The 16,670-nt window shown below is 33.2% G+C and carries 15 protein-coding genes; 10 read left to right on the forward strand and 5 right to left on the reverse strand.

Translation table 11 applies throughout. From position 1 onward, the window contains the following. Positions 1–29: 29 nt before the first annotated feature. Positions 30–1,628 (reverse strand): BCCT family transporter, encoded by a 1,599-nt coding sequence (locus ISP02_RS01735; RefSeq protein ID WP_195719951.1) that lies wholly within the window; start codon positions 1,626–1,628, stop codon positions 30–32. Positions 1,629–1,862: 234 nt separating this feature from the next. Between ISP02_RS01735 and ISP02_RS01740 the strand changes: the two genes are divergently transcribed. Then, on the forward strand, positions 1,863–2,375 hold the full coding sequence (locus tag ISP02_RS01740; protein ID WP_195719952.1) for a DUF4064 domain-containing protein: 513 nt from the start codon (positions 1,863–1,865) through the stop codon (positions 2,373–2,375). A gap of 114 nt (positions 2,376–2,489) precedes the next feature. On the opposite strand, the gene ISP02_RS01745 is transcribed toward ISP02_RS01740, so the two are convergent. Next, on the reverse strand, positions 2,490–3,560 hold the full coding sequence (locus ISP02_RS01745) for an acyltransferase family protein (protein ID WP_195719953.1): 1,071 nt from the start codon (positions 3,558–3,560) through the stop codon (positions 2,490–2,492). Positions 3,561–3,903: 343 nt separating this feature from the next. Here ISP02_RS01745 and pruA point away from each other — a divergent pair, with 343 nt between their 5' ends. Next, a complete protein-coding gene (gene pruA / locus ISP02_RS01750) occupies positions 3,904–5,448 on the forward strand; it encodes an L-glutamate gamma-semialdehyde dehydrogenase (RefSeq protein ID WP_195719954.1) in 1,545 nt (514 codons plus the stop codon). Between the two features lie 60 nt (positions 5,449–5,508). Here pruA and ISP02_RS01755 read toward each other — a convergent pair whose 3' ends face one another. Further along, entirely contained in the window at positions 5,509–5,961 is a 453-nt protein-coding gene (locus ISP02_RS01755; protein WP_195719955.1) for a MarR family winged helix-turn-helix transcriptional regulator, read from the reverse strand. Between the two features lie 146 nt (positions 5,962–6,107). On the opposite strand from ISP02_RS01755, the gene ISP02_RS01760 reads away from it, so the two are divergent. The 3 genes from ISP02_RS01760 to ISP02_RS01770 all read left to right on the forward strand — a co-directional run bounded on the left by ISP02_RS01760 (position 6,108) and on the right by ISP02_RS01770 (position 9,928). After that, positions 6,108–7,748, forward strand: a complete 1,641-nt coding sequence (locus ISP02_RS01760) for an alpha-keto acid decarboxylase family protein (RefSeq protein WP_195719956.1) — start codon at positions 6,108–6,110, stop codon at positions 7,746–7,748. Between the two features lie 201 nt (positions 7,749–7,949). Then, positions 7,950–9,335, forward strand: coding sequence for an MFS transporter (locus tag ISP02_RS01765; protein WP_195719957.1), 1,386 nt, complete (start codon positions 7,950–7,952; stop codon positions 9,333–9,335). Between the two features lie 59 nt (positions 9,336–9,394). Then, complete coding sequence (locus tag ISP02_RS01770) at positions 9,395–9,928, forward strand: methylated-DNA--[protein]-cysteine S-methyltransferase (protein ID WP_195719958.1); 534 nt, start codon at positions 9,395–9,397, stop codon at positions 9,926–9,928. Between the two features lie 116 nt (positions 9,929–10,044). Here the strand turns inward: ISP02_RS01770 and ISP02_RS01775 are convergent, their stop codons facing one another. Then, entirely contained in the window at positions 10,045–11,214 is a 1,170-nt protein-coding gene (locus ISP02_RS01775; protein WP_195719959.1) for a hydroxymethylglutaryl-CoA synthase, read from the reverse strand. 101 nt (positions 11,215–11,315) lie between these two features. On the opposite strand from ISP02_RS01775, the gene ISP02_RS01780 reads away from it, so the two are divergent. Then, positions 11,316–12,467 (forward strand): thiolase family protein, encoded by a 1,152-nt coding sequence (locus ISP02_RS01780; protein ID WP_195719960.1) that lies wholly within the window; start codon positions 11,316–11,318, stop codon positions 12,465–12,467. Positions 12,468–12,472: 5 nt separating this feature from the next. Beyond that, entirely contained in the window at positions 12,473–13,756 is a 1,284-nt protein-coding gene (locus ISP02_RS01785) for a hydroxymethylglutaryl-CoA reductase, degradative (protein ID WP_195719961.1), read from the forward strand. Positions 13,757–13,853: 97 nt separating this feature from the next. On the opposite strand, the gene ISP02_RS13175 is transcribed toward ISP02_RS01785, so the two are convergent. Beyond that, on the reverse strand, positions 13,854–14,090 hold the full coding sequence (locus ISP02_RS13175) for a CHAP domain-containing protein (RefSeq protein WP_328806061.1): 237 nt from the start codon (positions 14,088–14,090) through the stop codon (positions 13,854–13,856). A gap of 310 nt (positions 14,091–14,400) precedes the next feature. Between ISP02_RS13175 and cidR the strand changes: the two genes are divergently transcribed. The 3 genes from cidR to ISP02_RS01800 all read left to right on the forward strand — a co-directional run bounded on the left by cidR (position 14,401) and on the right by ISP02_RS01800 (position 16,617). After that, positions 14,401–15,276 (forward strand): cidABC operon transcriptional activator CidR, encoded by an 876-nt coding sequence (cidR, locus tag ISP02_RS01790; protein ID WP_195719962.1) that lies wholly within the window; start codon positions 14,401–14,403, stop codon positions 15,274–15,276. A 267-nt stretch (positions 15,277–15,543) separates the two neighbouring features. After that, entirely contained in the window at positions 15,544–15,930 is a 387-nt protein-coding gene (locus ISP02_RS01795; protein ID WP_195719963.1) for a CidA/LrgA family protein, read from the forward strand. Further along, positions 15,931–16,617: an LrgB family protein gene (locus ISP02_RS01800; protein ID WP_195719964.1), complete on the forward strand. Its 687-nt coding sequence runs from the start codon at positions 15,931–15,933 to the stop codon at positions 16,615–16,617. It abuts the gene before it with no gap. The last annotated feature ends 53 nt before the right edge of the window (positions 16,618–16,670 follow it).

The following is a 16,670-nucleotide window of genomic DNA, read 5'->3' on the forward strand; positions in this document are numbered from 1 at the left end:
TCCATATGATGCTATGTGCGTTAAGGGAGTTAATCTTTATTACTATCTTTGTTTTCTTCCATTTCACGTTTTTCTAACGGGATAGAGTAATCCTTATCGTCTTCAATATAAGTCATTTCGAAATGTTCTATAGGCTCACGTCTTAATGCTTTCATAATTGAGAACACCATGAGTAACAATATAATTGAGAAAGGTAAACCAGTGACAACTGAAGCGGTTTGTAGACTTGTTAAACCACCAGCTAATGTCATTGCAATAGACACGGCACCAATCAATACCCCCCAAATAACTTTATGAATAGTCTTAGGATGTGTAAGACCACCAGTAGCCATACTTGCTACTATATGCGTCGTAGAATCTGCACTTGTAATAATGAATATATATATTAGAGCTATTGCTAATGCACTTGTAATATCTGCCATTGGAAACTTAGATAAAAGTTCAAATAAAGCTATCGTATAATCTTTATCGACAAGTTGAGCAATATTATCATTTTGTGTTAATGCTATTTTTAAGGCAGTACCACCAAATGCCGCGATCCAAGTAAATGAGATTAAAGGAGGGACAATAAGTACGCAAATTACAAATTCTCGTATTGTTCTACCTCTAGAAACTCTTGCTACAAAGCCACCAATAAATGGAGACCAAGAAATTACCCATGCCCAGTAGAATACAGTCCATTGTTGAATCCAAGCATTGTGACCGGTGTATGGACTAATACGTAGACTATATTCGACAAAGTGACGCAAATAATCTCCAATAGCTAAAGTATAAGATTCTAAAATAAATCTCAAATCACCAAAAATAAGTATGAAAATAAGTAAAATAGCACCTAAACCAATGTTAATATTACTAAGCCATTTTACTCCTCTGTTTAAGCCTGTAATGGCAGACCCTAAAAATATTATAACCATTAATAGTGTTATGGCGATTTTTGTAAAATTATTATTAGGGACACCATAAACGTGATGTAAACCACCACTGATTTGCATAATGCCTAAACCTATTGATGTTGCAATCCCCATAACCGTGGCAATAATTGCCAAAATATCAATAATATTACGTATAGGTCGTTTATAGCTTTCACCAAATACAGGTTCCATTGCAGTCGAAATTAAACCATCTCGCTTTTTTCTAAATTGGAAAAAGGCTACAGTCAAACCAGCTATAGCAAATATAGACCATTGTGAAATGCCCCAATGGAAAAATGTGTAACCCATAGCTAAACGTGCAGAAGCGGCAGATTCCCCTGGTGCTTTGCTTGGGAAGGGAGAATGTAAATAATGAGAAAGTGGTTCTGCCACACCCCAAAAGACAATACCAACACCTAAACCAGCTGAGAACAACATGCCAATCCATGACATAAGTGAAAATTCCGGTTCCTCATTATCATCACCTAATTTAAACCTTCCATAGCGAGAAACAGCTAAACTAATTAGGAAAATATCTAAAATAAAAATAATGACTAAAAATAGCCAACCAAACGTGTTCGTAATAACAGAATATAGAGTTTGAGCATAACTACCAAATGGTTTTGGAAATATACCGGCAATTAAAGTGACTATCAAAATAATAGCTACTGAAATTGAATAAACTATATATTTATGTTTCCTTGCTCTATCGTTCATATTTACTATTCATTCCTTTAAGTATTTTTTATCGTTTTATGTTCATTACCCTGCACAATATAAACATATACATAATGATTATAATTAATAATAAAAGTAGTGAAATTAATAGTTTGGAAACGTAAGCGAAGGTTTAAATAATAAATATAAGGAACATAAGTTATTTTGCGTTATTTGTATATCAACAGTTATAATTAACTATGAGCAAAGAATTTTGTTTGAGGAGGTACAAACATGAAACGTACAGCTGAGAAGGTTTTAACTTGGATAGGTATACTATTCCAAATATTAATGATTGCATTAATGGCGTTGGCATTACCATTTTTAAATGATCCTAGTATTAAAAATGAAGCGATTAATCGAATTCAATCGATGAAAGCTAATGGAAGTTTGAATCAATCTTTATCACAAGTCACACCTTCAGCGTTATTTGATCTTGTAAAACACGGTGTGATAATTATCGTTATAATAGCAATTGTATGCTTTATTTTAGCTATAATTATGACTCAATTAATGCGTCGTATACCTAAGACAATAGGTGTGCTATTAATACTAATGGCTATTGTTAACCTATTGACAGGTAATTTAATCACTTCATTACTATGGTTAATAGCCGGTATAATGTTAATGGCACGTAGCGATAAGGCAAAGCAATATACTAAAAAACAAGCTAAGCAAGTTAAAAACAAAGCGACTAATAAAAATTCGCAAAATAGCCAACAATATAAACGTAGTAGTAGAAAATAATTTTACGTTATTACATGTGATGAAAATTAGATTCTGTACACCAGTAATATATTTTTGGAACAAAAAGAGAGCGCTAAATTTAGCGCTCTCTTTTAATATGTGTTGATTGTTGTATTAATCCATTTTGCCTAGTTTATAACTCTCATAGACTTTTTCATGTTTTATATGACCAATACCACCTATTATATATTTACCAAATTTAAATAAGTTAAGTAAATATGCTAAGCAAACAGCCACAGTTAAAGTAATAACAAATGTGAAAAAGATATTTCTTATAGCACTGTCTTCTCTAAGCATACCAAGCTGGTTTACGAAAAAGTAATGCAACAAATATATGCAAAAAGAATAATTACTTATAAATAAAATGAATTTTGGAACGTATTTAATATATGATGAAAATAAGAAAAACATTAAAATTACCATTGTTACGTAAATAGGAATATCAAATCGTTTTGATTCGACCCATGTACTAACGCCAAACACATAATTAAATATTAATAAGCTTGCAGCAAGTATCGTACCTATAATGATTGATAATGTATAATTTTTAATATTTTTCATTAGGGTTTCATAATATACTCCCATATAAAAACCGAGTATAAAATAACTAAGCCAACCTAGGAATAACATCCAACCTTCGCGCCCCCAAAACATAGAAACGATGTCGCCATGTGCTGGAGGAACAAATTCTCTAAATGCCCAGTATAAAGTGGCGAAAACAGTAGCACCTATAATAATAGGTATAGGTTTCCATCTCACTAAATATTTAGCAAAAAAGAAATGTAATAAGTAGAATTGCATGATTATAATTATAAAATAGGTTATAGCTGCACCATGAAACATAGTGTCATTTAAATGTCCTAAAAAGGATTTAAAAGAATCTGGTTTAAAATAGAAATAAGAAATACCAATATTTATGCATATGTAAGGTATACCTAAATAAATTAATTTATCTTTAAAAAAGCCTTTTTTAATAGTAGTGTGATAATTTTTAGCTAATAAAAATTCTGATATAAATACAAATAATGGCGTACTGAACATCAATAGCAGTTGGATAATGCGGATTAATGTGCCTTGGCCTAAATTATCACTTTGGATAAAGGTCGTAGTTATAGAATGGATCAGCACAATACTTAAACATGCGATAGTGCGCATCCAAAATATTACTGATGTATATGTTTTCATAGTTATAATTGTACCTTTCGTAAAATATTGTGTGTAATATAAAAATGTTTTTTTATTTCATAAATATTCAAAAAGGAATCATAACATATGTAAATTAAATACAATAATAATATATATTTAAGGATGATTAAATTTTGATTACAATGTCGCAAAACGTTATCACATAAAGGTTTAGCACAGTTTTTTTGATATTTTAAGCCACTTAAAATAATTGTGGACAATACAGGTAAGAAAAGTTTGCTGGAAGCGTTTGCAATTATACTTAGAAGTAGATAGAATATATAGTGAATGGATTAATCCATTTTTTAGTTTTCTATTTACAAATGACATGGGGGTAGAAAAGATGGTAGTAAAGTATAGTTATGAACCTGGGATTGATTTTACAGATCAAAAAAATGTAGAGTCATTCAAGGAGGCCTTAAATAAAGTAAAAGGTGAATTGAGTACAAAAATTCCTTTAGTAATAAATGGAGAAGAGTCTTATACGAAAGATACGTATACGTCTATTAATCCAGCAAAAACGAGTGAAGTAATTGCAGAAGTATCAAAGGCATCTAAAAAAGAAGTAGATAAAGCTTTTGATGCTGCAAACAAGGCGTACGAATCATGGAGAAAATGGTCTCATAGAGATCGTGCAGAATTATTATTACGTATCGCAGCAATTATTCGCAGAAAAAAAGAAGAAATCGCGGCAGTAATGGTTTATGAAGCAGGTAAACCATGGGATGAAGCTGTAGGTGATGCAAGTGAAGGTATTGATTTCATTGAATACTATGCTAGATCTATGATGGACTTAGCAGACGGTAAACCAGTGTTAGATAGAGAAGGAGAACATAATAAGTACTTCTATAAACCAATCGGTACTGGTGTCACTATTCCACCTTGGAATTTCCCATTTGCTATCATGGCTGGTACAACTTTAGCGCCAGTGGTTGCAGGTAACACTGTATTATTAAAACCAGCAGAAGATACACCATTGACTGCTTATAAATTAATGGAAATTTTAGAAGAAGCTGGATTACCTAAAGGTGTAGTTAACTTCGTACCTGGTGACCCTAAAGAAATTGGAGACTATTTAGTTGATAGCAAGCATACGCATTTTGTTACATTTACTGGTTCAAGAGCAACAGGTGTGCGTATTTTTGAGAGAGCAGCTATAGTTCAAAAAGGGCAACAATTCTTAAAACGCGTTATCGTTGAAATGGGCGGTAAAGATGCCATTATCGTTGATAAAGATTGCGATACTGATTTAGCTGCTGAATCTATTGTGACATCTGCATTTGGATTCTCTGGACAAAAATGTTCAGCGTGTTCAAGAGCAATCGTGCACAAAGATGTACATGATGAAGTGTTAGAAAAAGCTATCAAATTAACTAAAGAACTAGAATTAGGTAACACTGTAAATAACACTTACATGGGACCTGTTATTAATAAAAAACAATTCGATAAAATTAAAAATTATATCGAAATTGGAGGTAAAGAAGGCAAGATTGAACAAGGTGGCGGTGCTGATGATGGCACAGGCTATTTCATCGAACCAACTATTATTTCAGGATTGAAATCAAAAGATCGTGTAATGCAAGAAGAAATATTCGGACCGGTAGTAGGTTTCGTTAAAGGTTCAAACTTTGACGAATTGTTAGAAATTGCTAACGACACTGATTATGGTTTAACAGGCGCGGTAATCACTAATAATCGTGAACATTGGATTAGAGCTGTGCGTGATTACGATGTAGGTAACTTATACCTAAATCGTGGTTGTACTGCAGCGGTAATGGGCTACCACCCATTTGGTGGCTTTAAAATGTCTGGGACAGATGCCAAAACAGGAAGTCCTGACTACTTATTGAACTTCTTAGAACAAAAAGTCGTTTCAGAAATGTTTTAATAAGCAAAATTAAAACTACCTATTAGCTTAAAAGGCTAATAGGTAGTTTTTGTATGAAAATTAATGATAGTCTTCTTTGATTAAATGTTTAATATCTCTAAAGCCATCACGATGGTCGGCTAGTTCTTCCATGATGCGATACCAATCATTATCGCCGTCGCTAAAAATTTGACGTAATAGATCGTTTTGAGCACTGTTAAGTTGTTCAACTAACTCATGTCCCTCGTCAGTGATAAATAGTTGTTTGACACGCATATCATCAGGATTAGGATGTTCGACGATTAATTTTTTCTCTTTTAACGTTTTTAATGTGGCGTGAGAGCCTTGTTTAGAAATATCTAGCACTGCTAAAAGTTGCTTAATCGTAATACCTGGTAATTTATTGATGAAAAATAAAAAACGGTGATGTTGACGATTCATCCCTGATTGTTCAATGATTTCGTCGGCTCTATTGATAAAAGTTTTATAGGCAAAATAAAACAACATATGTTCATAATCGCGATGGTTTGTCATTAATGTAACTTCCTTTAAAATAAATAGTTTTATCCATTATAGCAAAAAAAGGGAAGTTATCATAATTAAGTCAATATAGTTGACCTATTTACGTTATATGTATATCATATTAATTGTAAGGCCAATTGTGAAAGGTGGAATGAATTATGAAAATGAGAGTAGGACAGTATTTAATTGATGCTATTCACAACGCAGGAGTAAACGAGATTTTTGGTGTTCCAGGAGATTTTAACTTAGCATTTTTAGATGACGTTATTGAGCATAAGGATGTAAAATGGATAGGTAATACAAATGAACTTAATGCAAGTTACGCTGCTGACGGATATGCAAGAATGAATGGACTAGCTGCAATGATTACCACATTTGGCGTAGGAGAATTGAGTGCAGTAAATGGTATAGCTGGATCATATGCAGAACGCGTACCAGTAATTGCTATAACAGGTGCACCAACAACTAAAGTAGAACAAGAGCGTAAATTTGTGCATCACTCATTAGGAGAAGGCACTTTTGATGATTATAGAAAAATGTTTGAACATATTACGACGGCACAAGGTTATATCACTACAAATAATGCTGTAGAAGAAATCCCTAGATTAATCAATGCTGCTATTAACGAACGCCGTCCAGTACATGTACACCTACCAATTGATGTTGCAATGACTGAAATTGAAGTAGACAAAGCATTTCAACCGACTGTGAAAGAATCTACGATTGATGACCAAATCGTTGAAATGATCACTCAAAAATTAAACAGTGCATCACAGCCGGTTATAATTACTGGACATGAAATAAATAGCTTTGATTTACATGAAAAGTTAGAAGCATTTGTTAATAAAACAAATATACCAGTAGCCCAACTGTCTTTAGGTAAAGGCGCTTTTAATGAAGAGAATAAACATTATCTTGGTATATATGATGGTAGTGTGGCAGAAGAAAATGTTAGAAAATATGTAGATCAAAGTGATGCTATTTTAAATATAGGTGCTAAAATTACTGATTCAGCATCTGCTGGCTTCTCATACGAATTTGATATCGATGATGTAGTGATGTTAAATCATCGTAATTTCAAAATGAATGAAACAAGACGTGATGATATTGATTTACCGACTATACTAGATAGCTTATTGGCAATTGATTATCATAATGACGCTACATTCCTTGAAATAAACCGTGAACTTGATGACAATATTGAGTTAACGAGTGAGCCATTAGAACAAGAAACTTACTTCAAAATGATGCAACAATTTATTGGTTTAGATGATGTCATTTTAGCTGAACAAGGGACTTCTTTCTTTGGCGCATATGATTTAGTGTTATATAAAAATAATAAATTTATTGGGCAACCACTTTGGGGCTCAATCGGTTACACTTTACCGTCATTATTAGGTACACAAATGGCAGACCAACAACGTAGAAATATCTTATTAATTGGTGATGGATCATTACAATTAACTGTACAAGAATTATCAACTATGATTCGCCAACAAATTAACCCTATTATTTTTGTCATTAACAATGATGGGTATACGGTAGAACGACTAATACACGGAGAACATCAACCATACAACGATATTCATATGTGGGATTACAAAGCTTTACCACAAGTATTTGGCGGCGATAATGTAGGTATACATGAAGTAGCCAATGCGCAAGATTTAAAACATACTTTCGAAAACATAAAAGCGCAAGGCAATAAAATGCATTTCGTAGAAGTTAAAATGGCGCAAGGTGATGCGCCTGAAAAACTAAGAAGCATTAGTCAGGTATTTGCTAATCAAAATAAATAACATAATATTACAATAAGGCTGTGACGCGGTGTCATAGTCTTATTTTTGTTTTAATTGTAAATTTAAAATATTGCAACATGTATTATTATCGTCCAAGATAGGTTTATACATAAAAGAAGTGAAACATTTATCATCAATTATCAGACTATTCTAACAATGATGTTGTTTTACTTTGGGGATTGTAAATTGGGAGGGAGCAAAATGAAAGATACTGAGACACATTTCTCAAAGGGTCAATTAATCACAGGGATAATGTTATCAATTTTGACATATTGGTTGTTTGCGCAGGCGTTTTTAAATATAGGGCCCATGGTTCAACAAACATATCCAGTAAGTCCTGATATCATTAATATATCAGTAAGTCTAACATCGTTTGTAACAGGCGTATTTATGGTTGTAGCAGGTAAAATTTCGGATCGTATCGGAAAAGTAAAGATGACCAAGTTGGGACTTATATTAAGTATTTTAGGTTCTTTATCACTGATTGTTTCTAATCATATGGTTTTATTATTATTAGGGAGAGTGTTACAAGGTTTTTCAGCAGCTATTATTATGCCGGCGACGATTGCCATGATAAATGACTTTTTCAAAGGTGAAGAACGACAAAAGGCGTTAAGTTTTTGGTCTATAGGCTCTTTTGGTGGTACCGGTCTAGCATCATTTTTTGCTGGATCAATTGCTACTGCAGCTACTTGGCAAACGATTTTTATCATTTCGATTATAGTAGCACTAATTTCATTATTCTTACTTAAAAATATACCAGAGAGTAATTATGAGAGTAATAGACAAACAAGCTTTGATTACATAGGTCTAGTGATATTTATTATAATGATTGGTAGTATTAGTTTTATTATTACGCAAGGTTATAAAATAGGCTGGTTAAGTAATATTACGATAGCACTTTTTATAGTATTTGTAGTATTTAGTATAGTGTTCATTAAATATGAACGACATATGAATACACCATTTATAGATTTAAGCTTATTTAAAAATCATTCGTATACAGGAGCAGTTTTAGCCAATTGTTTATTAAATACTGGCGTAGGGGTTATTGCATTAATAAATATATATGCACAAGCGGGGCATAGTCTTAGTGGGTTTAAGGCAGGATTAATTACGTTGCCATACCTCATCGCTTTATTAATCGTTGTTAGATTAGGCGAGAAAAGTATTAATAAGTTTGGTGCTAAGCGAGCAATGGTTATAGGACCGATAATAACAGGAATAGGTGTATTGTTAATGTCTGTCACGTTTTTGCATACGGGTATGTATATTGGTTTAATGTTAATCGCAACTACTTGCTTCGGTGCGGGTACAGGATTTTTCGCCACACCTGCTTTAAGTACTGCAGTTTCAACGACACCACCTGAGAAAATTGGTGTGGCATCTGGCATTTTTAAAATGGGCTCTACTTTAGGTGGTGCATTCGGTATCGCTATTATTACTTCGATTTATACGGCATTATCCTTAAGTGGTTTTAGTATTCATTTAGCTGCAAGTATCGCGTTCTTAGCTGGCGTTGTATTAATTTTTAGCGCCGTCATCATAAGTGCATTCGTAATACCTAATAGTTCTAAAAACGTGTGATAACTAACACTTATAGCAAATAAAGATACTGATATTTATAAAGAAAGAAGGCAACATAAATGCAATATAAAATGACATATAAGTCACCAGTTGGGGATTTAACGATTACTACGGATGGTCAAAACGTAACGGGGTTATGGTTTGAAAATCAACAAAACTATGAGTCTTTGTTAAACGATACTGTAAAAGAACAATACCAACCTATATTTGATAAAGTAACGCATTGGTTAGATGAATATTTCTCAGGAAATAAGCCAGCAATCAATTTCCCGCTTAAGCCAACTGGAACTGATTTTCGTATGACAGTATGGTCGAAGTTACAAGCAATTCCTTATGGCAAAACAGTTACTTATGGTGAAGTTGCACAACAAATTGCCAATGAACGTGGACAAACGAAGATGTCTGCACAAGCAGTTGGAGGTGCAGTAGGTAGTAATCCCATATCGATTATTATTCCATGTCACAGAGTGGTAGGTGCCAATGGTAGTCTTACGGGATTTGGTGGCGGTATTGAAAGAAAAGTTAAATTATTAAACATCGAAGAAGTAAATATGTCGGCATTTCATGTTCCTAGCCATAGTACGAAACCATAAGATAATAAAAAGGCTAAGCATATTCATTAAATAATTAATGTATATACTTAGCCTCAATTTATTTAAATTTAGAAAATTGATTACAATATTACATATCTTTTCCAGTGATTTAAGTTTTATTTTAAGGTATCATAATTACGGATATGGTCATTAATTTCATTTAAGTAAAAAATGCCATGTTCATTATTTGTTAATTCAGTTTCATGATCGAATTCAAGGTTATCGAAACGGTTGAAGAAATGTTCATATTCCTCTACTGATAATTCAGTACGAGCGTTTAATAGTGCTTTATGATGCTCTACATTTAGCGCATCTTTATATCCGTCAACGAGTTTACCACTAAAGAATTCACCTACAGAACCTGAGCCATAACTAAACAAGCCAATATTTTGGTCAGCTTCTATGTCGTATGTTTCTAATAAAGAAATTAAACTTAAATACAATGAACCAGTATAGATATTGCCTACATATTTGTTGTAATATGTTGCTGCATCATAGCCAGATGTTAAGCGATGATGTGTTTCAGAATCAATATCATCTGTTAAAATTGAATCAAGTGCTTTTTTACCCATTTTTGTAAATGGTACATGGAAACATAAAGAAGCAAAATCTGAAAGTGACTTATTGTAACGTTTAGCGTATTCATTCCAACTTTCTTGGAACGACTGGATATAGGCGTCTTTTGATAAAGCACCAGCAACTAATGGGTAAGATAGTCCAGAAGGTCTCCAGAAATCATAAACGTCTTGAGTGTATGCCACTGCATCATCATTTAATTCAAGAATACGTGGGTTGTGTGAGATTAGCATGGCAACTGCACCAGCGCCTTGAGTTGGTTCACCACCAGAATTTAAGCCGTATCGTGCAGTATCACTTGCGATAACTAATACTTTTTCATTTGGACGGTTTGCTAAATAATCTTTTGCAAGTTGAATAGCAGGTGTAGCAGCGTAACATGCTTCCTTCATTTCAAAGCAGCGTGCAAAGGGTTGAATACCTAGTAGATTATGTATTTGAACAGCTGATGCTTTTGCAGAATCTATTGCTGATTCAGTAGCAACTATAACCATTGAAATATTTTTTTTATCATCATCAGAGACAATATTTTGAGCAGCGTTAGCACCCATTGAAACAATATCTTGGCTTACTGGGCTCACAGACATTTCTGTTTGGCCGATTCCAAGTAAAAATTTATTGGGTTCTACATTACGTGCTTCAGCTAGTTTAGCCATATCTACATAAAATTGTGGAACGTAAAAATCGAGTTGATCTATACCGATAGTCATTATGTATCGACACCTTTCTATTTATAAATAAGCAACTGTATCATACCAAAATAGACTTCATAAATACAATTATTTTAAGGTTTAAGAAAAGAGGAATAACAATGAATAAAATAGCAATAGTTAGTGTTAAAAGAACACCAATCGGAAGATTTAGAGGAAAATTAAGTAATTACACAGCTGTCGAATTAGGCACCACTGCGTTAAAAGCAGCGTTAGACGCTGTTGATATTAATCCCAATGATGTTGAACAAGTGATTTTTGGTAATGTCTTACAAAGTGGTAGTGGTCAAAATCCAGCTCGTCAAATAGGCATTAATGCTGGATTAGCTAATACTACCCCTGCCATGACAATTAATGAAGTTTGTGGTTCTGGTCTTAAATCCATAATACTAGGTAAACAATTAATCCAATTAGGAGAAGCAAAAGTCGTGGCAGTGGGTGGCGTCGAAAGCATGACAAATGCGCCTAAGCTACTTTTAAATGAACAAGAAACACCGGTAGATAGTTTTATGCATGATGGATTAACTGATGCATTTCACAATGTACCAATGGGTGTAACGGCAGAAAAAATTGCTCAAAAATATAACGTAACGCGTGAACAACAAGATGAATTTGCGAACATATCTCAACAAAAAGCAGCTAAAGCTACTCAACAAGGTAAATTTAATAATGAAATTGTACCTTTAGAAGATAATGAAGGTGTCATGATGACCGCAGACGAGGGTATTAGAGCAAATAGTAGCGTTGAAAAATTAAGCACTTTAAAGACTATCTTTGATGAGAACGGTACGGTAACAGGTGGTAATGCTTCGAGTATTAATGACGGCGCTGCAGCGGTGATTTTAATGGATGAACAATACGCTAAAGAGCATAACTATGATATTTTAGGTTTTGTAGGAGATTATGCTGAAGTTGGCTGCGATCCACAGTATATGGGCTATGCACCATATTACGCAGTTTCACAGCTTTTAGAAAAAAGTGGCAATGCAATTTCAGATATAGATGTTGTTGAAATGACAGAGGCATTTGCGGCTCAAAGTATACCAGTTAAAGCAAACTTAGGCATTACAGATGACCAGCTAAATTTATACGGCGGCGCAATTGCATTAGGACACCCTATAGGTGCTAGTGGTACGCGTTTGGTTACTACGCTAGTAAATATATTAGCACAAGAAAATAAGACTACAGGAATTGCTACCGCATGTATAGGTGGTGGCTTAGGTATAGCATTACTTATAGAGAAAGGACGTTAAGTATTATGAGTGCATTAGATAAATCATTTAGACATTTATCAAGAGAAGAAAAGTTAAATGAATTAGAAGCACAGGGCCTACTGACTGAGGAGTACAAAAATCATCTGCTAAAAAATCAAGTTATCGATGAAGACATAGCGAATAGTCTAATAGAAAATGTTATTGGTCAGGGAGCTATTCCTGTAGGTATCTTACCTAATATCATTGTCGATAAAAAAAGTTATGCGGTTCCTATGATGGTTGAAGAACCTTCAGTTGTTGCTGCAGCGAGTTACGGTGCCAAACTCGTAAATAACACTGGTGGTTTTAAAGTTGTGACGAGCGAACGACTAATGATAGGACAAATTGTATTTGATGATGTACAAGACACAGAAGCATTAGCTACTAAAATTTATCAGTTGGAAGACCAATTAAAATCAATTGCTGATGAAGTTTATCCATCTATTATTAATCGTGGGGGAGGCTATCGACGTATTGAAATAGATACTTTTCCAACAGAAAATTTATTGTCTCTTAAAGTCTTTGTAGACACCAAAGATGCAATGGGTGCCAATATGTTAAACACTATTTTGGAAGGTATAGCGTCGCATTTAAAACTTGAACTCAATGATAGTAATGTTTTAATGAGTATTTTATCTAACCATGCTACAGCATCTGTAGTAAAAGTTGAAGGTGAAATTCAAGTATCGGATCTAGCAAAAGGTAATTATGATGGAAAAACAGTTGCTCACCGTATGGAGAGAGCTTCAGTATTAGCTCAAGTAGATATTCATCGTGCTGCAACGCATAATAAAGGTGTAATGAATGGTATACATGCGGTTGTGCTTGCAACAGGTAATGATACGCGTGGTGCTGAAGCGAGCGCACATGCTTATGCAAGTAAAGATGGGCGATATCAAGGACTTGCAACATGGAAATACGATCGAGAAAGACAACGTTTAATTGGTACAATAGAAGTGCCGATGACGCTAGCAACGGTAGGTGGTGGTACCAAAGTTTTACCAATTGCGCAAGCTGCATTAAATATATTAAATGTAGAAAGTGCCCAAGAATTAGGGCATGTCGTTGCTTCGGTTGGTTTGGCACAAAACTTTTCTGCTTGTCGCGCATTAGTATCTGAAGGCATACAACAAGGTCACATGTCATTACAATATAAATCTTTAGCAATTGTTGTAGGTGCTCAAGGTGAAGAGATAAGTTACGTAGCAAACGCCTTAAAGCAAGAAATACAGGCTAATACAGATGCTGCAAAACGCATATTACAAGATTACCGTTATAGTAACAAATAATCAAAAAGAGACAGTTATAAGACATAATATGTGACTTATAACTGTCTCTTTAATTAATAAATGTAATGATATTTTTTGGTAAAACTTTACTTAATGTTCATATACCATATGCGCGTGCGCGACTGTAATTATAGTATGAAATTTTTATACTACTGCTTTTATATACAGTTTCAACGTAGGAGACGTGACCAAAATAACCAGCAGTTGATTGTAGAATAGCTCGAGGAACAGGCCTTGTTCCTACACGATGACCTGACCGTTTGGCATTTTTGTACCAATGGTTCGCATTTCTCCAGCAATTAGGAATAGGTTTATATACTTGGCATAATAATATTTGACGGCATAGGAAATATTGGAGTTGTTGAGTGCTTAAAAGGTAACATTAGTCGTAAATAGCAAAGTAAAAGCGACAGCAATGCGACATAGTATTTTTTCTTAAGACTTTTTTTACTAAAAGGCTAATTAAGGTTGAACAATATAAGTTGTCTTAACAACAACAATTAATATAATAGCGACATAATAAATATTACTGTAATATAAAACTAAGATTAAATTTAAAATCATTATTTGTTTTAACGAGTAACAGGATATTCATGATAAAATTTACATAATATAGATAATAGAATAGGCAGGTGTAAAGCTCTGTGGATATTAAACAAATGAACTATTTTGTAGAGGTCGTAAACCATGGTGGTATGACTAATGCTTCAAAAGCACTATATATAGCACAACCGACGATTAGTAAAGCAATTAAAGATCTGGAAAATGAATTGGCAATGCCGTTATTTGATCGTAGTAAAAGACAAATAGTATTAACAGATGCGGGCGAAATCTTCTATAAGAAAAGTAAGGAAATTTTAGCGTTATATAATAATCTGCCTACAGAAATAAATAGTTTGCTTGGCCTTGAAACCGGGCATATAAGTATTGGTTTATCAGCAGTGATGAACATGAATCAATTTATAAAATTATTAGGCGAATTTCATCAATTGTATCCTAATGTGACGTATAACATGGTTGAAAATGGCGGGAAGATGATTGAATCTCAACTTTATAATGACGAAATTGATATTGGAATAACAACCATACCTGTTGATAGTACCATCTTTAATTCTATTCCTTTATACCAAGAAGACTTGAGGCTAGTACTTAATAAGGAACACAGGTTAGCCAACAATTCTACCATCGCAATGTCAGAATTAACAGAAGAAGATTTTATTTTATTTAATGAAGATTTTTATCTGAATGATAAAATAAGAGAAGCGGCAAAAAATGCTGGGTTTATACCTAAAACGATTTCTAAAATTTCGCAATGGAATTTTATTGATAATCTATTAAACGCACACTTAGGTGTAAGTATTTTACCGGAAAGTATTGTCCAAATGCTAGATAGTAATTTTAAAGTTATCAAAATTGATGATCCAGCAATGAAATGGCAACTAGGGGTTATTTGGAAAAAGGATAAATACTTAAGCCACGCGACGCGAAAATGGATTAATTTTATGGAACAAAGATTATAAAACTTGATATAACATTTGAACTAACATGTCTAAAGAGATGCAATGAGCTCACTAACGTTAAGCTATTATGGATTTTAAATAAGGTTTGTGGCTTACGAAAGCGTCTCTTTTTATTATGGTGCATAATGTAAGCAATCGTTTTCATAGAAAAAAGTAATAGATAGTATGTAAAATCAATATTTTTATTATGGGACATTTAAGCTTACAATAATAACTGTAATCAAAACAACCACTGAATAGAACCATTAGGAAAAGGGTGATTATTGAATGCAGTTAGCTTTAAAAGTTATAAAAATTATAATTCAAATTGCTGTAATTTCAGGAATAACGTACTTAGGTAATGTATTACAACAAGTTTTGCATATACCTATTGCAGGTAGTATTGTCGGTCTAGCTTTATTTTTCTTATTATTACAATTTAAAGTAATCCCGGAAAAATGGGTTAAAGAAGGTGCAAACTTCTTGCTCGCAACAATGGTCTTTTTCTTTGTGCCATCAGTCGTTGGTATAATGGATATTGCTTCTAATATTAATTTAAATTACATTGTATTTTTCTTATTAGTTATTGCTGGCACTTGTAGCGTGGCATTAATTTCGGGATATATCGCTGAAAAAATGTTTAAAACGTCAAATGGCAGTAACGGGAGTGATTAGATGTTAGTTTTAAAAACATTAATCATGATTGTTTTAACAGTTATAACTTATCTAATTGCAAGAAAATTGCAATTAAAGTTTAAACATCCATTATTAAATCCAGCGTTAATATCTTCACTATTTATTATTATTATCTTATTAATATTTAGTAAAGACTATAATGATTATATGGCAGGAGGAAAATGGATTAATTACTTGTTAAATTCAACGGTCGTCTGTTTGGCGTATCCATTATATAAAAATAGGAAAATGATTTTACAACATGCTAACATTATATTTACGAGCGTTATTGCAGCAGTAGTAATTAATTTCTTTCTTCTTTTTATCACTTTAAAGCTAATGGGTTACTCAAAAGAAGTTATAGTAACATTACTTCCAAGATCAATCACAGCTGCGGTAGGCATTGAATTATCACACCAACTAGGTGGTACAGACACAATTACTGTCATGTTTATTATATGTACAGGATTAATTGGCAGTATACTTGGGGCATACTTGTTAAAACTTGCTAAATTTCAAACATCCATTGCCCGTGGATTAACGTATGGGAATTCATCGCATGCATTCGGAACAGCTAAAGCACTTGAACTTGATATTGAATCTGGTGCATTTAGCTCGATTGGTATGATTTTAAATGCTATATTAAGTTCTATCCTCATACCTATATTATTGTTATTACTTTATTAAAATATGAATTAAGCATTTGTTTTGAAAGAAAAAAATCTGAATCGTATAATTTT

Origin of the sequence: Staphylococcus durrellii, assembly GCF_015594545.1 — a bacterium.
Classification (GTDB): Bacteria; Bacillota; Bacilli; order Staphylococcales; family Staphylococcaceae; genus Staphylococcus; species Staphylococcus durrellii.